This is a genomic window from Providencia sp. PROV109 (genome assembly GCF_033681625.1).
GTDB lineage: Bacteria > Pseudomonadota > Gammaproteobacteria > Enterobacterales > Enterobacteriaceae > Providencia > Providencia hangzhouensis.
On record NZ_CP096320.1, the window covers coordinates 2,934,307 to 2,954,343 of the forward strand.

At 42.6% G+C, this 20,037-nt stretch carries 19 protein-coding genes; 5 read left to right on the top strand and 14 right to left on the bottom strand.

What is annotated here, in order from left to right; all coding sequences use genetic code 11:
* Window positions 1-432, top strand: coding sequence for a tripartite tricarboxylate transporter TctB family protein (locus tag M1F25_RS13550; RefSeq protein WP_094962691.1), 432 nt, complete (start codon window positions 1-3; stop codon window positions 430-432).
* 11 nt (window positions 433-443) lie between these two features.
* Entirely contained in the window at window positions 444-1,952 is a 1,509-nt protein-coding gene (locus M1F25_RS13555; RefSeq protein WP_181488132.1) for a tripartite tricarboxylate transporter permease, read from the top strand.
* 59 nt (window positions 1,953-2,011) lie between these two features.
* Here M1F25_RS13555 and M1F25_RS13560 read toward each other — a convergent pair whose 3' ends face one another.
* Window positions 2,012-2,275: a hypothetical protein gene (locus tag M1F25_RS13560; RefSeq protein ID WP_181488134.1), complete on the bottom strand. Its 264-nt coding sequence runs from the start codon at window positions 2,273-2,275 to the stop codon at window positions 2,012-2,014.
* Window positions 2,276-2,458: 183 nt separating this feature from the next.
* Between M1F25_RS13560 and M1F25_RS13565 the strand changes: the two genes are divergently transcribed.
* The gene (locus tag M1F25_RS13565; RefSeq protein WP_112307559.1) at window positions 2,459-2,920 is read left to right on the top strand and encodes a hypothetical protein; all 462 of its coding nucleotides are present in this window, start codon (window positions 2,459-2,461) and stop codon (window positions 2,918-2,920) included.
* 52 nt (window positions 2,921-2,972) lie between these two features.
* On the opposite strand, the gene fabB is transcribed toward M1F25_RS13565, so the two are convergent.
* The gene (fabB, locus tag M1F25_RS13570; protein ID WP_112307558.1) at window positions 2,973-4,187 is read right to left on the bottom strand and encodes a beta-ketoacyl-ACP synthase I; all 1,215 of its coding nucleotides are present in this window, start codon (window positions 4,185-4,187) and stop codon (window positions 2,973-2,975) included.
* 201 nt (window positions 4,188-4,388) lie between these two features.
* On the opposite strand from fabB, the gene mnmC reads away from it, so the two are divergent.
* Window positions 4,389-6,428 (top strand): bifunctional tRNA (5-methylaminomethyl-2-thiouridine)(34)-methyltransferase MnmD/FAD-dependent 5-carboxymethylaminomethyl-2-thiouridine(34) oxidoreductase MnmC, encoded by a 2,040-nt coding sequence (mnmC, locus tag M1F25_RS13575; protein WP_181488136.1) that lies wholly within the window; start codon window positions 4,389-4,391, stop codon window positions 6,426-6,428.
* A 4-nt stretch (window positions 6,429-6,432) separates the two neighbouring features.
* Here the strand turns inward: mnmC and M1F25_RS13580 are convergent, their stop codons facing one another.
* From M1F25_RS13580 to hutI, 11 genes are all read right to left on the bottom strand, one after another.
* Window positions 6,433-6,948 (bottom strand): GNAT family N-acetyltransferase, encoded by a 516-nt coding sequence (locus tag M1F25_RS13580; protein ID WP_181488138.1) that lies wholly within the window; start codon window positions 6,946-6,948, stop codon window positions 6,433-6,435.
* Between the two features lie 72 nt (window positions 6,949-7,020).
* Window positions 7,021-7,293: a YfcL family protein gene (locus M1F25_RS13585; RefSeq protein ID WP_004257217.1), complete on the bottom strand. Its 273-nt coding sequence runs from the start codon at window positions 7,291-7,293 to the stop codon at window positions 7,021-7,023.
* Between the two features lie 28 nt (window positions 7,294-7,321).
* The gene (locus tag M1F25_RS13590; RefSeq protein ID WP_004257212.1) at window positions 7,322-7,870 is read right to left on the bottom strand and encodes an elongation factor P hydroxylase; all 549 of its coding nucleotides are present in this window, start codon (window positions 7,868-7,870) and stop codon (window positions 7,322-7,324) included.
* Between the two features lie 17 nt (window positions 7,871-7,887).
* A complete protein-coding gene (locus M1F25_RS13595; protein ID WP_004257209.1) occupies window positions 7,888-8,691 on the bottom strand; it encodes a TSUP family transporter in 804 nt (267 codons plus the stop codon).
* A 177-nt stretch (window positions 8,692-8,868) separates the two neighbouring features.
* On the bottom strand, window positions 8,869-9,957 hold the full coding sequence (aroC, locus tag M1F25_RS13600; RefSeq protein ID WP_004257206.1) for a chorismate synthase: 1,089 nt from the start codon (window positions 9,955-9,957) through the stop codon (window positions 8,869-8,871).
* A 115-nt stretch (window positions 9,958-10,072) separates the two neighbouring features.
* Complete coding sequence (prmB, locus tag M1F25_RS13605) at window positions 10,073-11,005, bottom strand: 50S ribosomal protein L3 N(5)-glutamine methyltransferase (RefSeq protein ID WP_004257202.1); 933 nt, start codon at window positions 11,003-11,005, stop codon at window positions 10,073-10,075.
* A gap of 212 nt (window positions 11,006-11,217) precedes the next feature.
* Entirely contained in the window at window positions 11,218-12,609 is a 1,392-nt protein-coding gene (locus M1F25_RS13610; RefSeq protein ID WP_036957973.1) for an amino acid permease, read from the bottom strand.
* A gap of 89 nt (window positions 12,610-12,698) precedes the next feature.
* Window positions 12,699-14,231 (bottom strand): histidine ammonia-lyase, encoded by a 1,533-nt coding sequence (hutH, locus tag M1F25_RS13615; RefSeq protein ID WP_112307555.1) that lies wholly within the window; start codon window positions 14,229-14,231, stop codon window positions 12,699-12,701.
* Between the two features lie 11 nt (window positions 14,232-14,242).
* Window positions 14,243-15,922 carry a urocanate hydratase gene (gene hutU / locus M1F25_RS13620; RefSeq protein ID WP_004257198.1) on the bottom strand — a complete coding sequence of 560 codons (1,680 nt, stop codon included), beginning with the start codon at window positions 15,920-15,922 and terminating at the stop codon, window positions 14,243-14,245.
* Between the two features lie 322 nt (window positions 15,923-16,244).
* Entirely contained in the window at window positions 16,245-16,982 is a 738-nt protein-coding gene (gene hutC / locus M1F25_RS13625; RefSeq protein ID WP_036957971.1) for a histidine utilization repressor, read from the bottom strand.
* A 270-nt stretch (window positions 16,983-17,252) separates the two neighbouring features.
* A complete protein-coding gene (gene hutI, locus M1F25_RS13630; protein WP_112307554.1) occupies window positions 17,253-18,491 on the bottom strand; it encodes an imidazolonepropionase in 1,239 nt (412 codons plus the stop codon).
* 224 nt (window positions 18,492-18,715) lie between these two features.
* On the opposite strand from hutI, the gene smrB reads away from it, so the two are divergent.
* A complete protein-coding gene (gene smrB, locus M1F25_RS13635; RefSeq protein WP_004257192.1) occupies window positions 18,716-19,258 on the top strand; it encodes an endonuclease SmrB in 543 nt (180 codons plus the stop codon).
* Between the two features lie 19 nt (window positions 19,259-19,277).
* Here the strand turns inward: smrB and sixA are convergent, their stop codons facing one another.
* The gene (gene sixA, locus M1F25_RS13640) at window positions 19,278-19,760 is read right to left on the bottom strand and encodes a phosphohistidine phosphatase SixA (protein WP_181488140.1); all 483 of its coding nucleotides are present in this window, start codon (window positions 19,758-19,760) and stop codon (window positions 19,278-19,280) included.
* Window positions 19,761-20,037 lie beyond the last annotated feature (277 nt).

A 20,037-nucleotide genomic window follows, 5' to 3' on the forward strand; every position in this document is an offset into this window, starting at 1 on the left:
ATGAGCCAACGCATATTTGCCATAGTTTGGCTAATACTGTGTGCTATCGGAATTTATATTGGTTGGGGGATCCAAAGTGAGTTCAGTTATGAACCACTGGGCCCCCGCCCTTTTCCGGTTGTCATACTCTCCTTAATGGCGCTTTGTGCCCTTGCCTTATTATTTGGCAAGCAAGAAGCCGTTGAGTGGCCAAAACCCTATGTATTACGTCGTTTAGTTTTATTAGTTGTTGCACTTGTTATTTATGCATGGGCTTTTGAATGGTTAGGGTTCCCGATTGCAACCAGCTTACTCACCATCAGTATCGCCCTGCTATTTGGTGCGACACCTATCGCCGCGATTATTTCGGGCCCGGTCTTAGGTATCTTTTTGTTCTATGCCTTTGATAAATGGCTAGATGTAACCTTGCCTATTGGCAGCCTGCTAAGTTAAGGAGCGAAATCATGGAAACTTGGATGTATCTATCGCAAGGTTTTGAGGTCGCACTGGTTCCTCAAAATATCTTGATCGCCTTAATTGGCTGTTTTATCGGTACAATCGTGGGTATGCTTCCCGGCCTTGGCCCAATTAATGGTGTCGCTATTTTGCTACCATTGGCCTTTGCCCTGAAATTACCCGCCGAGTCCGCATTAATCTTACTCGCCACGGTTTATTTAGGCTGTGAATATGGCGGACGCATATCATCAATCTTACTTAATGTCCCCGGCGATGCCGCAGCCATCATGACCACCCTAGATGGTTATCCTATGGCAAAACAGGGAAAAGGTGGCGTTGCGCTCTCTATTTCCGCGGTCAGTTCATTTATTGGTTCAACGATTGCAATTGTAGGGATAATACTATTCGCTCCTTTGCTTGCCCAATGGTCACTCGCCTTTGGGCCTGCCGAATATTTCGCATTAATGGTTTTTGCTATCGCCTGTTTAGGTAGCATGATGAGCCAAAACCCAATCAAATCACTATTGGCTGCATTAATTGGTTTATCACTCGCCACTGTGGGAGTGGATGCCAACTCTGGGGAATATCGTTTTACGTTTGATAGCGTACATTTATCGGATGGCGTGCAGTTTATCGTCGTGGTTATTGGTTTATTTTCTGTTAGTGAAATTTTATTGATGCTCGAAGGCACTGCCACAGGCCAAGGGCTGATCCGTAAAACGGGCAGAATGCTATTCAATCGCAAAGAAGCCAAAGCATGTGCTGGCCCTGCTTTACGCTCTTCATTCATCGGTTTCTTTGTTGGCGTTTTGCCGGGAGCGGGAGCCACCATCGCCAGTGCTATCACCTACATGACTGAAAAGAAAATCAGTGGTGAAAAAGGCGACTTTGGTAATGGTGATGTGCGTGGTGTTGCCGCACCAGAAGCGGCCAATAATGCCTCTGCGTGTGGCTCATTTATCCCTATGTTAACCCTTGGCGTTCCAGGTTCGGGGACAACAGCAGTAATGATGGGCGCACTAACGCTCTATAATATCACCCCAGGCCCAGGTATGTTTACAGAGCAGCCGGATATTGTTTGGGGGTTAATTGCCGCTCTGTTGATTGCTAACGTGGTTTTGCTCATCATGAATATTCCATTAATTGGCTTATTCACTCGCATGTTAACGGTTCCGTTATGGTTTTTAGTCCCTGCTATTGCTTGCATTTCTGCTGTCGGGGTATATGCCGTTCATAGTACGACATTTGATTTATTACTCATGATGGGGTTAGGCGTATTTGGGTTTATATTACGTAAAATGAACTTCCCACTTTCACCATTAATTTTAGGGTTTGTACTGGGTGAAATGTTAGAGCAAAACTTACGCCGTTCATTATCTATCAGTAACGGTAGTTTCGATATTCTTTGGAGCAGTACGATTTCTCAAAGCTTATTAATTCTAGCGGTATTAGTGCTAATTTTGCCACCAATTATAAAGCGTATTCGTAAACGTAAACAATCCGCTGTCTCATCGTAATTACGTGTTCATACAATCTCTGTAGAACTTTGCCCCAGTGTATTTGGGGCATTTTTTTATTAGTCAGTATAAAATTTGATATAACCAAGTAAAACCACACTGTTATCATGAGCTCCTTCGCCATAATAGACATTCTTTGATGGTGAACTAGTGGTAGTACTTGGCCGCTTTGGGGCATTTCTATGTAGTGGAAATGGATTTTCAATATTATGTATTTTACTAATCATTTTACTAAATTTACTGCGGATACAACGAGATAATGCCGCACCTAAAATTTTGAAGTCCTGTTTCCAAATAGCCGCATGAAACCTTGTTACACTCATATGATTTCCTCTAATCAGCTAAACATTGAGTCAATAGCATGTCACTATTTTGGGCAGAAAAATTTAATAAAATGACTAATACTCATTCAATCATTAATAAACCACGGATTCAGATAATGACGATGTATTGAATAACCTCAATCAATTATCTTAGCCATCTCATTTATTAAAACATAAAACACAATGTTCGATAGATTACTTTTTGTCCTTTTTAATATCCAGCCAAAACCGTTAGCATATACTCGCACTATTGATGTCCATAGTGACTGTTACACAATCCATAGTCAGAAACCTGTCACTATCACGGAAAAAGACAGTGGTTATATCCAAATAAAAGCATTGGGTAAAATGCATATTTTTTGTGGGGAAATGTTGCTTATCAGCGTAAAGAAAAATACCACACTGGTGACTATTGGCTGGTCGAAAGATAAAAGCCAAATATTTGAAGTGCGTAAAAATGTGAAAGAAACTGCATATCGAGTGAATTCAAATAATTCGAGTTCAAGCTACACGCCCCCTTATTATGACAGCTCATCCAGTGATAATAATCACCGCTCAAGCAACCATTATTGTTCTAATGATAATTCAAGTTCAGATTGCTCATCGTCCGATTCAGGAGGCGGGGACGGCGGAAGTAGTGATTAAAAAAAACGAGAACCGAAGTTCTCGCTTATTTAATACGTTAGCCTAATACAAATTATGCTTTGTATTTGCTCATCACTAATGTGGCATTAGTTCCACCGAAACCGAAACTGTTAGACATGACTGTTTCCAGCGCTTGTTCGGTTGGTTTAGTCACGATATTCAAGCCAGCAGCTTTCTCATCTAGGTTTTCGACGTTAATGCTTGGCGCAATAAAGCCGTGTTCTAACATCAGTAAGCTATAAATTGCTTCGTGAACACCCGCAGCACCTAATGAGTGACCACTCATTGCTTTCGTTGCTGAAATTGCTGGAGAGTTGCTACCAAACACTTCTTGAATCGCTTCTAACTCTTTCGTGTCACCCACTGGCGTTGAGGTACCATGTGTATTGATGTAATCAATTTTATCAACACCTTGCATCGCCATTTGCATACAGCGAACCGCACCTTCACCTGATGGAGCAACCATGTCTGCACCGTCAGAGGTCGCACCATAGCCGACAATTTCAGCGTAGATATGTGCACCACGCGCTAACGCATGTTCTAATTCCTCGACAACAACGATACCACCACCACCTGCGATAACGAAACCATCACGGTCTTTATCGTAAGTTCTTGATGCTTTGTCTGGCGTCTCATTGTATTTAGTCGACAATGCGCCCATCGCGTCAAACTCACAGGTCATTTCCCAGCTCAGTTCTTCACCGCCACCAGCAAAAACAACATCTTGCTTGCCTAATTGAATTAACTCAACCGCATGGCCAATACAGTGCGCTGATGTTGAACAAGCAGAACTGATGGAATAGTTCACACCTTTGATTTTAAATGGCGTTGCTAAACAAGCAGAAATACCTGATGCCATTGCACGAGTCACCATGTATGGGCCCACACCACGTAAACCTTTAGCACGCATACCGTCAGAACCAGCAACTTGGTTACGTGGAGAACCACCACCAGAGCCAACAACGATACCTGTACGTAAATTTGAAACTTGTTCTTCTGTTAAACCTGAATCCGCAATCGCTTGTTCCATCGATAAATAAGCATAGGCGGAGCAATCACTCATAAAACGGAAAATTTTACGGTCGATTAAATCTTTTGGGTCTAAATTTTTAACATTACCCCAGACATGGCTACGCAGCCCTGCCTCTTTGAATTCTTCTGAGAAAGTGATCCCGGAACGACCTTCCTTCAGAGAAGCCAGTACTTCTTCCTGGTTATTACCAAGGCTGGAAACAATACCTAGACCAGTGATGACTGCACGCTTCATTCGTTACCTCATGTCTATAATTATATGATTGCGGGATTACAGGTTGTCACTTTAGCTTACACTTGTACGCTGAACAAGTCCGATCAGGGTAAATATTTGTATTTTTTTCTTTATGACGCCAATAAGACTTTTTTATGACGGTAGCCTTACACCCATATCAGCGGTAAAATTTAGGAATTAAATAAAGAATGTAGGCTTATCGTGAAAAAGAACGCTGTACAAACCGCACGCCTGAGCTGGAATGACGAAGGCACCCCCATGTCTGAACAGTTTGCAGATATCTATTTTTCTAACCAAGATGGCTTAGAAGAAGCTCGCCATGTGTTTTTGCAAGGAAATCATTTTCCTGAGCGCTTCGCGACGCACCCTTTCACAACCTGTGTAATTGCCGAAACCGGGTTTGGTACTGGGTTGAATTTTTTAGCATTATGGCAATCTTTTAAACAATTTAAAGCCGAAAATCCAAACGCAAAATTGCAACAATTACATTTTATTAGTTTTGAAAAATACCCATTAACACAATCTGACTTAATGACAGCCCACCAATGTTGGCCTGAACTGAGCAGCTTCTCACAATCCCTTTGTGAAAATTGGCCACAAACCTTACCGGGTAACCAGCGGATCATGTTAGAAAATGGTAGCGTGATATTAGATTTATGGTTTGGTGATGTAAATGAGCAAATATCTTTACTAAAAAACAATTTAAACAATAAGATAGATGCTTGGTTTTTAGATGGTTTCGCTCCCTCAAAAAATCCCGAAATGTGGAGTGAACAACTGTTCACTAATATGGCAAAATTCGCCCGCATCAATGGAACTTTTGCAACATTTACCGTGGCAGGTTCCGTTAAACGAGGCCTTCAACAAGCTGGCTTTACCCTTAAAAAAGTCAAAGGCTTTGGTAACAAACGAGAAATGTTAACTGGGGTCTTAGCTGAAAAAGAAATTGATATCCCAACGCCTTGGTTTGCCAGAAAAAGCGCAGATAACCCAACTGATGTCGCTATCATTGGTGGTGGGCTTGCCAGTTTAACAGCGGCCTACGCCCTTCATAACCGCGGTGCTAAAGTCACCTTATACTGCCAAGATGCACAAGTTGCACAGAATGCTTCGGGCAATCGCCAAGGGGCTATTTACCCCTTACTCACCGGCAATAACGACCCACTCGAACGTTTTTTTGTCAGCGCTTTCCCTTTTGCTTCTCGTTTTTACCATCAATTAGCGAAGCAAGGACTCTCGTTTGAAGGGCAATGGTGTGGCGTGAGCCAATTAGCCTATAACGACAAAGTGGCTCGCAAGATAGCAGGAATGCTAGGAACCGAATGGCCAGCTGATTTTGCTATTGGTAAAAGTCGTCAGCAACTGAGTGGTATTTGCGGCGTTGATGTCAACCATGATGGCATTCATTATGCGTCTGGAGGATGGCTGTGCCCTGCCCAGCTTTGTGAAAGTTTACAACAATATTTACAACAGCAGGGTATTACCTTCTGTTTTGAACATAATGTCGTTGAATTAAAACAAACAGAACAAGATTGGCAGTTATTAATTGAAACCGCACAACACAAACAGCTAACACGTGTTCACTCAACTGTCATTATTGCTAATGGGCACAAGCTGCGCCAATTTGCTCAAACCGTTAATTTACCTATTTCGCCTGTGCGAGGGCAAGTCAGCCATATTCCAACCAATCACACCCTACAACAACTGAAAAATGTTCTGTGCTTTGAAGGCTATTTAACCCCTGCCGATGCCACGGGTACACAACATTGCTTAGGTGCTAGCTACCAACGTGAACGACTTGATTTCGATTATAGTGAAGAGGAACAGCAAGGGAACCGCCAAAAGCTGGTTGATAACCTACCCGATGTAACTTGGCCTAAGGATATCGATATTTCTCAACAACGTTCACGCCAAGGTATTCGTTGTGTTATTCGCGACCATTTTCCGTTATTAGGCAATGTGCCTGATTTCGAACAACATGTGGCACTCTATCACAATTTGCCCACTCAAATTGCCAAAGAACAGCCTATTGCACTCGCTCCAGTGCACCCAAATTTATTTATTTTTGGTGCATTAGGGTCAAGAGGGTTATCAACCGCACCACTTTGCGCAGAATTGCTTGCGGCGCAAATTTTTGGGGAAGTACTCCCCCTAGACGATGAAACTCTTGCAGAACTCAACCCAAACCGTTTTTGGGTAAGGAAATTATTATTAGGTCGCCCTATTAAACTCCCTTATTAATGCATTAAGTTAATGAGATAGCCATTGCACAACGGTCTTCAGCAGTAAACCCTGCATCGACCTCAGACTGTAAAATAGCCTGTAGTTCGGTGGTTAGCTCATTATCTTCAAGAATTTTAAAACCCAAGCGTTGGTAATAAGGTGCATTCCAAGGCACATCGCGGCAAGTGGTCAATGTCACTACCGTGATATTCCGTGCCAAAGCAGCATCAAGAACCTGCTTAATCAGCTTTTTACCCAGCCCGCGTCCTTGCCATTGCTGGCAAACAGAAACCTCACAAATATGCAGGCTAGTATGATGATCTTCAGCATTGATAAAACCAATTGGTTCATCACAATCATTCACTGCTACCCACTCTAATTGCTCAGAAATAAAATCGAGGTGGTCTTGCTCCGTTTGCCCATCACCTTCAGCAAGCCATTTATATTTTTCGATACTCGTAAATGCCTGGCCTGCGGAGGCTTCCACCGGAGGAAGATATTTGGCATCAAGGGGGGTTGCTAAACGAATATTCGCCATAATTTTTACTCGCAACAAAATTTAGCTAACAAAAAAGCGGGTTTCCCCGCTTTTCATGCAGAACTCAACAAATTAAATGGCGTTATTTAATAAGTTTTTCCACATATCTAAAACCAGTACTTGGTCTGGTGGTGTCAATTCGCCAGCTTTGATGGCATTTTGAATACTGACTTCGACACGTTGATATAATGCTTCAGAACTGGTTTCGTTTTCTTCTTCCAGTTCAGCCACAGCAAGGGTTAAGTGACCACGCAAATAGCCGCCAGCGAAGAGTTCATCATCGCTCGCGTGTTCAACCATATCATCAATTTTCGTTAGTATGCGTGTTTCTAAATCCGCAAGCATGCTTAATCCTTACTTAAATGTGTGTTCATTAGGCAAAAATATCTTCCGGATAAGGAAAAGCTTCTGCACAAAGAGGTGGCGTATTGTAAAACAATTGTAACGCATTAATAAAGCGTAATGGCCGTTCAGGGATGCCATTTTCTAAATAAAGCATGACTTGTGCATGAACTTTGCGCATAAACGCAATACGATCAGGCTCAAAATCCCCCTCTAAGTTGTCACAACTGACATTAAATGGAATGCCAACGGCAACACAAAACAGCCAGTCCAACGCTTGGGGCTTGATTTCCACCACTTCAAACTCACACTGTGTTTTTTCATCTCGCCCATCTGGGCAATACCAATAACCGTAATCGACTTGCTGACGTCTTGCCTCCCCAGCAATACACCAATGTGAGATTTCATGCAGCGCACTGGTGAAAAAGCCGTGTGCAAAGACGATCCGGTGATAAGGTACTGCCTCATCTGCGGGTAAATAAATGGGTTCATCATCCCCTTTTACCAGCTTGGTGTTATATGTCACACCAAAACATTCATCAAAGATATTGATTAGATCCTGATAATTATGTGTACTCATGAATAATTTAAATCATCTTAAAATAATGAGAGAAACCAAGCTTTAATCACGTCACCATGGCTATCATGGAGTAATTTAATACTCATCAGTAACGAAATCACCACGATCATCGGCCTGATCAGTTTTTGTCCTTTAGTTAAGACCAAACGCGCACCTAAACGAGCGCCAACCATTTGGCCGATTAGCATAACAAAACCTAAGGCCCAAAGAACATGACCCCCGATAATAAAGAACACTAAAGAGCCAAAATTAGAGGCAAAATTAAGTAACTTCGCATGCGCGGTAGCTTTGGCAAGATTATAACCAAGCAACAAAACATAACCCAATGCCAAAAATGAACCGGTTCCGGGACCAAAGGCACCATCATAAAAACCCAGCGTCATCCCAATTGCCACCCCGAAGAAAGGCATACTGATACGCTGTTGGCGGTCTTGTACACCAATTGATGGCGTCAATAAAAAGTATAAGCCGACACAAATCACCAAGATGGGTAATAGCTGTTTTAAGAACGCGGTATCAATCATTTGAATGACAATCGCACCCAGCATGGCACCAATCATGGTCATAATGAACGGAAACAGTTGTGCTCGTAAATCTATGGCTTTGCGCCTAACAAAATAGAGCGTTGAAGAAAACGAACCGCCAACCGCTTGCAACTTATTGGTTGCTAAAGCTTCAACAGGTGTTATCCCCACAGATAACAGGGCTGGGATCGTTAATAACCCACCACCACCCGCGATGGAGTCAATAAACCCTGCAAACAGCGCAACAAAGAAGAGTAAAGCATAAACTTCAGGTGCAACGGCAGTTAGCCAATCCATTTTACTATCCAAAGAGAAGAAATATCATGATGTTGATGTGAATATATCGCCAGTCAGGTTTGGTGATATCACAACCTAGATGAGGTATTTTTAGGAGGCTTCATCCGAACCTTCATCATCAACAAAGCGACCTTATAGGCCGCTCTGTTGTCACTACATAAAACACAGTAAAACCGATTACTCAAAAGGTTCCATTGCTGGCGTTACATCCGCACACTGGCCACGATGACGTAAATAGTGGTCCATTAGAACAATCGCCATCATTGCTTCCGCAATCGGTACCGCGCGAATGCCTACACAAGGGTCATGACGCCCTTTGGTGATCATTTCCACTTCCTCGCCATCACGGTTTAATGTTTTACCTGAAACGGTAATACTGGATGTCGGCTTTAACGCAATATGTGCAATGATAGGCTGACTGCTGCTAATACCGCCTAAAATACCGCCTGCATGGTTTGATGTGAAACCATTTCGTGTAATTTCATCACGGTTTTCGCTGCCTTTAAGTGCAATAACACCGAAGCCATCACCAATTTCCACCCCTTTCACTGCATTAATACTCATTAATGCATGAGCGAGATCGGCATCTAAGCGGTCAAATACGGGTTCACCTAAGCCTGCAGGCACATGCTCTGCAATGACAGTAATTTTCGCGCCAATCGAATCCCCCTCTTTCTTTAAACCACGCAATAGTTCGTCAAGAGCCTCTAATTTGCTTGGATCTGGACAGAAAAATGGGTTCTCTTCGACAATTGACCAGTCTTTAATTTCACAAGCGACGGAGCCCATTTGCGTTAAGCAGCCATGAATTTGCACACCGAGCTTTTCTTGTAAATATTTTTTCGCAATCGCGCCTGCCGCAACACGCATTGCCGTTTCACGTGCTGATGAGCGGCCACCACCACGGTAATCACGCTGGCCGTATTTTTGTTCGTAAGTGTAATCCGCATGGCCCGGCCTAAACACGTCTTTGATTGCACCATAATCTTGCGAACGCTGGTCAGTATTTTCAATCAATAAACCGATACTGGTTCCGGTTGTTACCCCATTAAATACACCCGATAAAATCTTTACTTGGTCAGGTTCACGACGCGCAGTCGTATAACGTGATGTTCCTGGACGGCGACGGTCTAAATCTTTTTGTAAATCTGCTTCTGTTAGTGCTAAGCCTGGGGGAACCCCATCGACGATGCAACCTAATGCAACCCCGTGTGATTCCCCAAATGTGGTCACACGAAACAGCTGCCCAATTGAATTTCCTGCCATCGGAGTTTCCTATTCTAAGCCATTCTTGTTTTACCAAGAATTTTGGTTGTTAGTTATTATATCGTTGTGTCGTTATTATTGATTACATGATCTTGGAACATCACGCAACTGTTGATTAATCGATATAAAGCTCAAAATGTGCGTGGTGCTCAACAAGTTGTTCACGTGTTAACATAAACACACCATCACCGCCGTATTCGAAGTCCAGCCAAATAAATGGAATTTCAGGGTATTGTTCAATTAAATGAACCATACTGTTACCCACTTCGCACACTAACACCCCTTCTTCCGTCAGAAAACGCGGGGCATTCGCTAAAATACGGCGTACCAGTTTCAAACCATCACTTCCAGCAGCCAGTGCTAATTCAGGCTCGACACGAAACTCTTCGGGTAAATCGTCCATATCTTCCGCATCAACATACGGTGGGTTCGTCACGATCAGGTCATATTTAACCTCTGGCATATCACGGAATAAGTCAGAACGAATCGGTATCACACGGTGTTCTAAACCATGATTGGCAATATTTTGTTCAGCCACCGCCAGCACATCACTTGAAATATCAACCGCATCAACTTCTGCATCAGGGAACTCATAAGCACAAGCAATCGCAATACAACCACTTCCGGTACATAAATCAAGAATGGTTTGCGGTTCATCTGCCACTAAGCCAACGAAGTGGTTATTGATTAATTCACCAATTGGCGAGCGAGGGATAAGCACACGTTCATCGACATAAAATTCATGACCACAGAACCATGAACGATTTGTCAGGTATGCAACTGGAATACGCTCATTGATACGGCGTAAAACACGCTCAATAATACGGTGACGCTCTGTTGGCGTTAAGCGGGATGTTAACAGCTCATCGGGCAGGTCTAGAGGCAAGTAAAGTGTTGGTAACACCAGTTGTAGCGCCTCATCCCATGGGTTATCTGTACCGTGGCCATAGTACACATTAGCCGCATTAAAGCGGCTCATCGTCCAACGCAAAATATCTTGAATGGTATGAAGTTCTGCAACGGCTTCATCAACGAAAATCTTTTCCAAGAAGGGGTTCTCCAGCCTGTATTTTGAAAGGGAATATATGAATAGTTAAAGTTTGCCACGAAGTGAAAGACAAATCAGCAGATTAATATAATAAAATTTGCCCAAAAAGTCTGGTTATCGCGCTTATTAATGAATGCGGTGATGTAAAAACGCCCTTTATTTTAGCTAAAGGGCGTGAGAAAAATAACAAGCTCAGTAAGAAAGTAACAATATTAGCTTTCGTTTTGCAGCACGACTTCCGCCTCTTTCGTAGGTTTTTTGACCCAAAGTGCATAGGCGATAGCCAGTAATACTAACCAAACAATTCCGACATAGAGTGCAATTCGTGTTGATTCAAAATACCCCAGTACACCAAAAACAAATACCATAAATGCGATGGCTAGAATAGGTGCGACAGGCCACATAGGCACAGGGAATTTTAGTTGGCTAATTTCTTCTGGTGACATTTTTTTACGCATTGCAAACTGTGACAGCAAAATCATCAACCATACCCAAATGGTGGCAAATGTTGCAATTGACGCAATCACTACAAACACATCATCAGGAATGACATAATTCAATACCACTCCGACTAACAGCACCGCAACCATGACTAATACCGTCATCCAAGGCACACCATTTTTTGTCAGCTTGGTAAAGGCTTTTGGCGCTTGTCCTTCATGTGCCATGCCATACATCATACGCCCAGCACCAAATATATCACTGTTAATCGCCGAAATTGCCGCCGTGATCACCACAATATTTAAGATATTCGCTGCAGATTGAATACCTAAGCTATCGAAAATTTGCACAAATGGGCTACCTTGCTGCCCAATTTGGTTCCACGGGTAAATGCACATTAAGACAAATAAGGTCAGGACATAAAACAGTAAGATGCGAATTGGCACGGCATTAATCGCTCTTGGGATAGTGGTTTCCGGGTTTTTCGCTTCACTCGCGGTAATACCAATAACTTCAATTCCCCCAAACGCAAACATCACCACGGCAAAGGAAGCAATCACCCCACCAATACCATTTGGCATAAACCCATCGTGAATAAATAAGTTTGATACCCCAACCGCATGGTCTGCCGCTTGGCCAAAGCCAAACATCATAATGGCTGCACCACCAACAATCATTGCAATAATCGCAATAACTTTAATGATTGAAAGCCAAAACTCCATTTCGCCGAAAGTTTTCACGTGGCATAGGTTTATTGCACCAATAAAGAAAATAATGCTCAACACCCAGATCCACTGCGCAACCTCCGGAAACCACAGTTTCATATAAACACCAAATGCTGTCACGTCCGCCAAGCAAACAATAAGCATTTCAAAAACATAGGTCCAACCCGCAAAAAAACCGGCTCTCGGCCCTAAATAATGGCTGGCGTACTGTGAGAACGATCCCGCAAGTGGCCGATGGACCGCCATTTCACCCAACGCTCTCATAACCATAAACACTGCGGCACCGCCGATAATATAGGCGAGTAATACCGCGGGACCAGCGGTTTCTATTGCTTTCGCTGAACCATAAAACAAACCTGTACCAATCGCAGAACCTAAAGCCATAAATCGAATGTGGCGCGCAGAAAGCCCTCGCGCAAGTTGTGATGTGCTTTGCATGATTTATCCTTCGTATTATTTTATTGTCGTGCAGATAAATACTTCAGGCGGCCAGTACATTGCCGGCCACCTTTTATTTGCTTGATAGACTAGTTAGGGAAAACAGTGCCGTCCTTAAAAAGCGCGGACAGTTTATATTGGTTAATTAAATTAATTGCCGCTTCAATATCAGGGGCAAAATAACGGTCTTTATCATAGTAAGCCACTTGGTCACGTAATGTTTTACGTGCTTTCTCCAAGGTTTCACTCGATTTCAAACCTTCGCGGAAATCCATTCCCTGACACGCTGAAAGCCATTCAATGGCTAAAATACCCGTGACATTCTTTGCCATTTCCCATAAACGACGACCCGCGGCAGGCGCCATCGAGACATGGTCTTCTTGGTTGGCTGATGTCGGCAGGCTATCAACACTCGAAGGATGGGCTAATGCTTTGTTTTCACTGGCTAATGCAGCCGCGGTGACTTGAGCTATCATAAAACCTGAGTTAACCCCCCCATTATTCACTAAGAAAGGAGGCAACTGTGACATGTGGGTATCCATCAATAATGCAATACGGCGTTCAGATAACGCACCGATTTCCGCTAACGCAAGCGCAATATTATCGGCTGCCATAGCAACAGGCTCTGCATGGAAGTTACCACCTGAAATAATATCGCCATTATCGGTAAAGACTAGCGGGTTATCCGACACTGCATTTGATTCAATTAAAATCACTTCAGCGGCTTGGCGAATTTGGGTTAAACAAGCCCCCATCACTTGTGGCTGACAACGTAGTGAATAAGGGTCTTGCACTTTCACGCAGTTCTCATGGGACTTCGCCAACTCACTGGTCGGTGATAAAACATCACGGAACATCGCCGCAACATCAATTTGCCCTTTTTGCCCTCGAACCTCTTGCACGCGTGCATCGAACGGTTTACGAGAGCCCAGTGTGGCTTCAACACTAAGCGCACCACAAACAATGCCAGATAACAGCAATTTTTCTGCTTCAAATAACCCTTTCAACGCAAAAGCCGTGGAGGTTTGCGTGCCGTTTAATAGGGCTAAACCTTCTTTAGCTTCCAATTTTAGTGGCGCTAACCCTGCTTTTTCTAACGCTTTTTTCGCTGAAATCCATTTGCCTTCATAGCGTGCTTTCCCTTCCCCTAACAGAATTAGACTCATATGTGCTAATGGCGCTAAGTCGCCAGAAGCCCCCACAGAGCCCTTCGCAGGAATAAATGGATAAACTTGCGCATTCACTAATGCAATCAAGGCATTAATGACTTCAAGACGAATACCCGAGAAACCACGAGCTAAACTATTAATTTTAAGCACCATGATTAAACGTACGAGGTCGTCATCTAACGGCTCGCCAACACCCGCAGCGTGAGACATCACGATAGAGCGTTGTAATGATTGCAAATCTTTAGTCGCAATGCGGGTATTGGCAAGCAAACCAAAACCTGTATTGATACCATAAGCGGTTCTATCTTCTTCAATAATTTTATTGACCGTTGCAACGCTTTTTTCAATAGCCGCGTGAGCGCGTTTATCCAGTACCACTGTTACTGCTTGTTGGAAAACAATGCGGAGGTCTTCGAGTGTCATTTTTCCTGGGTGAATGGTTAACTTAGTCATCATGGCACTCCTTAACGTGTTTTAATCATTGGTAAATTAAGATTTTTTTCCTGCGCACATGCGATAGCAATGTCATAACCAGCATCAGCATGGCGCATGACACCAGTTGCCGGGTCATTGTGCAACACTCGGGCAATGCGTTCTGCTGCTTCATCCGTTCCATCACACACGATCACTACCCCCGAGTGCTGAGAAAAGCCCATGCCTACGCCACCACCGTGATGTAAAGACACCCACGTCGCACCGCTGGCTGTATTTAATAACGCATTGAGTAATGGCCAGTCTGAAACGGCATCAGAGCCATCTTTCATGGATTCTGTTTCACGGTTTGGGCTGGCCACTGAACCTGAATCTAGGTGGTCACGACCAATAACAATCGGGGCCGAAACCTCACCGCTTCTTACCATCTCATTGAATGCTAAACCTAATTTAGCGCGATCCCCAAGCCCTACCCAACAAATACGTGCTGGCAAGCCTTGGAAGCTAATACGTTCACGAGCCATATCCAACCAGCGATGTAAATGCTTATCATCCGGTAGCAGCTCTTTCACTTTCGCATCGGTTTTATAGATATCTTCAGGATCCCCTGATAACGCGACCCAGCGGAATGGGCCAACACCGCGGCAAAATAGCGGGCGAATATAAGCAGGCACAAAACCTGGGAAATCAAACGCATTCTCTACGCCCATTTCCAACGCCATTTGGCGAATATTGTTCCCATAATCAAACGTAGGAATGCCTTGTTGTTTGAACGCTAACATGGCTTTAACATGTTCAGCCATGGATTTTTTCGCTGCCAACGCGGTGGCTTGGGGCTCTTGGACACTGCGCTCACGGTACTCTTCCCAGCTCATCCCAATTGGCAAATAACCATTTAGCGGGTCATGAGCACTTGTCTGATCGGTCACCATATCCGGTTTTACACCACGTTTGACAAGCTCAGGCAGAATTTCAGCGGCATTGGCACACAGTGCAATAGAAATGGCTTTTCCTTCCGATGTGTATTTTTTAAGACGCGCTAATGCATCATCAAGGTCGACCGCTTGTTCATCCACATAGTGAGTTCTTAAACGGAAATCAATACGGCTTTGCTGGCACTCAATATTCAATGAGCATGCACCAGCCAATGTTGCAGCAAGAGGTTGCGCTCCCCCCATTCCACCCAAACCTGCAGTCAATACCCAACGCCCGGTTAAATCACCATTAAAGTGCTGACGAGCGGCTTCCACAAAGGTTTCATACGTTCCTTGAACAATGCCTTGGCTACCGATATAAATCCAGCTACCTGCCGTCATTTGCCCGTACATGGCGAGGCCTTTCGCATCCAACTCATTGAAATGCTCCCAGTTTGCCCAATGTGGCACTATATTTGAGTTAGCAATTAAAACACGTGGAGCATTTGCATGGGTTTTGAAAACACCGACGGGCTTACCTGACTGAACCAGCAGTGTTTCATCACTCTCGAGTTGTTTTAAGGACTCAACAATTTGGTCATAGCATTGCCAATTACGTGCTGCACGCCCGATACCGCCATAGACCACTAATTCATGAGGATTTTCTGCAACATCAGGATCAAGGTTATTCATTAACATGCGTAATGGGGCTTCTGTCAGCCAACTTTTGGCATTTAATGTGTTTCCCCGCGGCGCCCTAATTTCGATATTTCGATATTTATTATTCAGTGCTGTCACTTGTATACCCTCTTTTATCTGTCCATTAGCTACCTTTTATTGTTCTTATAGATATAGTTGTATATACATGTACGATCAATCAATCTTTTAACATAAAGATTAAAAAAATATGATATAAAAATATTTTTATTCAAATAAAACAATTGGATATAAAATGAACCTGATATTTTTGTGTGTGTTTTTTATTCTAAATATGCTTGTTGGATCACATTTAATTCACAATAAATTCACACGAAATGGGTATGAAAGGAAATCACTCGATACGATAAGCGGAAAATATGTTGTATATCATTCCGCCCATACTTTTACGTGGAGAAATAACTTATGACGTGAAACTACCTTTAAGCTTATAGCGGTGACCAGGAAACAATAGTTTGGTACTTGTCACCGTGAAAGACTGGGACCAAGTACGCCTTGTAATTAACAAACAAGATGCGCCTGTGGTAATTTGCAATAACCTCGCTGAGCGCTCATCTGCCTCTACGGCCTCAACAATATGCTCCCCTTGTGTTAAAGGAGCGACTTGAGACAAATAATCATGCGGTGTAATCGATGAAAAATTTTGCTTTAAATAGTCAGGTGCTGCTAAAGCATTGACATATCTGTCTTCAATTTGTACAGGGACATCATTTTCTAAATGTACAATAATAGAATGAAACACGGCGCTATCTGGGCTGATATTTAATTCATTTGCGAGCGCTGGAGACGCTTGTATTTCTTCGAGCTTAATGATCCTGCAACTGTATTTATGGTTTCTTGCCAGTATTTCGGCTTCAATACTGTGTATTTCAAATAGTGCGGATTGCCCCTTTGGCTCAGCCACAAACGTTCCCACACCTTGCAAGCGAACCAATAACCCTTCAGCCGTTAATTCACGTAGTGCTCGGTTAGCGGTCATCCGGCTACATTGAAACTGTGTCACGAGCTCAGACTCAGATGGAATACGGTCATTTGCCTTCCACTCTGCCGTATGGATCTTTTCAATTATCGATTGTTTTACTTGCAAATAGAGTGGGAGCGGTGCCCCCTGTTTATCCTTTTTATCGGCTGTCACAGTCATTTCCAATTTAATGATTAAAATCTTAAGTATTAATATGCTATTCATTGGATAGCATACAACACGACCTTAGTGCTATCGGACATTTTTTATCCTGACAGTCGCGAATAAAAACATCATGCTTAATTATTAAGCATTCACATAATTAAACGATGTAATTTTAATAAAAACAAACAAAAAACAGAAAATATTTAGGGTAAATTGCGGCAAACAACATCATTTACCACTATTAATTATTGTTATTTTCGTAGCTAGAACTGCGGGTCACATATATCACCCGTTTCGATGGGTAATTTTGCCTTCATGCACTCTAATGAACAATGGATTACTCCCTTGTTCATAAATCATTTCGACAGGCTCTTGCGCATTCCACACAACAAAATCAGCAACAAAGCCCGTTTTCAATTGCCCATGGCTATTTTCACGGCCTAACGCCTTTGCAGCGTTACGTGTCACGCCTGCCCATATCTCCTCCGGTGTCAGCTTAAATAGGACGGCCGCCATATTCATAATAATACGTAATGAGGCAAAAGGACTGGTGCCCGGGTTAAAATCCGTTGAAACTGCCATAGGAACATTGTGTTCCCGCAACAGCTCAATTGGCGGTAACTTGGTTTCCCGTAAAAAATAAAATGCTCCCGGTAATAAAACTGCAACCGTTCCACTCGCTTTAAGTGCTTTAATCCCTTCTAGGTCTAGATATTCAATATGGTCAACTGACAAACCTTTGTAACGAGCAACCAACTCGCTCCCACCTAAGTTTGATAACTGCTCCACATGCCCTTTCACTGGGATCCCTAATTTCTGAGCCGCTGAAAATAATTTTTCACTTTGAGAAAGGGAAAACCCTACACTTTCACAGAAAACATCTACCGCCTCAAACAGGCCTTTTTCCCATAATTCAGGCATGATTTTTTGGCAAATCAAATCAATGTATTCATCAGGTCTATCTTTATATTCAACGGGGACAGTGTGAGCGGAAAGCAGGGTTGAACTGACTGAAATAGGATATTGTGCAGATAACTGTTTCGCGACTTGTAATTGTTTTTCTTCATTTTCATAGTCAAGCCCATAACCTGATTTCATTTCAATACTTGTCACGCCTTCTCGAATTAATGCTTCGAGCCTTGGTTTAGCTCGTTCAAACAATTCGTTCTCGCTCATCTTGCGAGTTTCACGCACAGTAGAATTAATTCCACCACCTTGAGAACTAATGGTTTCATAAGAAACCCCATTCATTCTCTGTTCCCATTCAGAAGCACGGTCACCGCCAAAAACTAAATGTGTATGGCAATCAATTAATCCGGGCGTTATTAATTTACCTTTGACATCAATAACCTGGCAGTCATTTAATTCAACTTCCCGAGAAGGAACAATTGCAACTATTTTATTATCACGGACAACTAAATCATGGTGTTCAACAAGTCCATAAGGGACCGATAGTTCTGGGTCCATAGTGGCAATACGGCCATTACGCCAAACGATATCTTGTGAGTGTGTTTTGAATACCATCGTTTTTCCTATTGTTATTGAATTCAGTTTTAATCATTGTATTAATAAATAGTATAGATATGTATATACAATTAGACTAGCAAGTCCCCTTTTGTCAATGCTTACCTGCAAAAAGGTTATAAATATGTTACTTCACGCGAACAATCTACGATTATCACCATTCATTAAAAATGAGTTACACTAGCAACCAGAAAAATTAATCACAAAAATACATTACTAAAATTATGAAAAAAAAATTTGGTCTAGAAGATGAAGATATTCGTCTTTTCAAAGAAGCCATTAATGGAGCAAAAAAAATCCGTCAGGACCAAGTCCTGCATGCACCTGTACGTGCCAAAGTGACACAAGCATCAAATAAAAAAGTCATGCAAGAACAGGTTGACGCCTCTTTTTATTTTTCAGATGAATTCCAGCCTCAACTTGAAAATGAAGGGCCTACACGTTATTTAAGGCCAGAAGCCAACCCTTATGAATTAAAGAAACTTCGTCGGGGTGACTACGTTCCCGAGCTATTTTTAGATTTACATGGCTTAACACAAATGGAAGCAAAACAAGAAATTGGCGCGCTTATTGCGGCCTGTAAGCGTGAAAATGTCTATTGTGCCTGCATTATGCACGGCCATGGCAAGCATGTTTTAAAGCAGCAAACACCACTATGGCTTGCCCAACATCCTGATATTATTGCTTTTCACCAAGCACCTAAAGAATGGGGTGGTAATGCTGCCTTATTACTACTTATTGAAACTGCAGAGAGCGCTCGCCGTTGAGCGCTCATACTGTTCTGTATTATTTAGCAAACAGCAATTGTGATGGGCTCAACATCCATTCGAAATGACTTTTCTGATGAGCCACATCAATATCAACACATGCAACTGTTGATGTGGTGAACATCGGAGGTTCTTTATGTGGACACAGCTCCGATACTAAATAACCAACCAGCGGTAAATGAGATACAACTAATATTGCATTTGCACCTAGTACAGCAAGATCTCGAATATGATCAGCCACAAATGCGGCATTCCCTCCAGGTGTTAATTGCCCTAAAATTTCCGACTTTGCTGGCAAATCAAGGTATTGACTCACAACCTGCCTAGTTTGTTCGGCTCTTAAATAAGGGCTTACTAACACCGAATCAATCTTAATACCTTGGTTCTGTAACCATTGAGCCATTAATACTGAGTCGTCTTTTCCCTTTTGAGTCAATGGGCGCTCAGCATCGCTAGGCGCTTGTATCGCTGCATCACCGTGACGCATAATGTAAACTTGCATAATCCACCATCTGAGTAACCGACCTTATTAAGGTGGTTATTCTTTTGTTGTTAAGATAATTGTTGTAAAAGTAACCATCAGTTGGGGTGAAATGTGATTCTGCATGAAATGACCAACAAAGAAAATGATTTGGGTAGATTTTTATGTATGTTTCTTTAGCTGGCTATGTTGTGGGCTAAAGTTTGCTATTTATTATCAATCAGTTAAAGATAATATAATTATTTATTCTAATCATGCGAACTTTACTTAAAAAAGCCTGATAACCAAGAATATATTT

Bases quoted from the DNA above. Each gene is read 5' to 3' on its own strand.
- M1F25_RS13550 (WP_094962691.1), top strand. From the start codon at position 1: ATGAGCCAACGCATATTTGCCATAGTTTGGCTAATACTGTGTGCTATC.
- M1F25_RS13555 (WP_181488132.1), top strand. From the start codon at position 444: ATGGAAACTTGGATGTATCTATCGCAAGGTTTTGAGGTCGCACTGGTT.
- M1F25_RS13560 (WP_181488134.1), bottom strand. From the start codon at position 2,275: ATGAGTGTAACAAGGTTTCATGCGGCTATTTGGAAACAGGACTTCAAA.
- M1F25_RS13565 (WP_112307559.1), top strand. From the start codon at position 2,459: ATGTTCGATAGATTACTTTTTGTCCTTTTTAATATCCAGCCAAAACCG.
- fabB (WP_112307558.1), bottom strand. From the start codon at position 4,187: ATGAAGCGTGCAGTCATCACTGGTCTAGGTATTGTTTCCAGCCTTGGT.
- M1F25_RS13580 (WP_181488138.1), bottom strand. From the start codon at position 6,948: ATGGCGAATATTCGTTTAGCAACCCCCCTTGATGCCAAATATCTTCCT.
- M1F25_RS13585 (WP_004257217.1), bottom strand. From the start codon at position 7,293: ATGCTTGCGGATTTAGAAACACGCATACTAACGAAAATTGATGATATG.
- M1F25_RS13590 (WP_004257212.1), bottom strand. From the start codon at position 7,870: ATGAGTACACATAATTATCAGGATCTAATCAATATCTTTGATGAATGT.
- M1F25_RS13595 (WP_004257209.1), bottom strand. From the start codon at position 8,691: ATGGATTGGCTAACTGCCGTTGCACCTGAAGTTTATGCTTTACTCTTC.
- aroC (WP_004257206.1), bottom strand. From the start codon at position 9,957: ATGGCAGGAAATTCAATTGGGCAGCTGTTTCGTGTGACCACATTTGGG.
- M1F25_RS13610 (WP_036957973.1), bottom strand. From the start codon at position 12,609: ATGCAAAGCACATCACAACTTGCGCGAGGGCTTTCTGCGCGCCACATT.
- hutH (WP_112307555.1), bottom strand. From the start codon at position 14,231: ATGACTAAGTTAACCATTCACCCAGGAAAAATGACACTCGAAGACCTC.
- hutC (WP_036957971.1), bottom strand. From the start codon at position 16,982: ATGACTGTGACAGCCGATAAAAAGGATAAACAGGGGGCACCGCTCCCA.
- hutI (WP_112307554.1), bottom strand. From the start codon at position 18,491: ATGGTATTCAAAACACACTCACAAGATATCGTTTGGCGTAATGGCCGT.
- smrB (WP_004257192.1), top strand. From the start codon at position 18,716: ATGAAAAAAAAATTTGGTCTAGAAGATGAAGATATTCGTCTTTTCAAA.
- sixA (WP_181488140.1), bottom strand. From the start codon at position 19,760: ATGCAAGTTTACATTATGCGTCACGGTGATGCAGCGATACAAGCGCCT.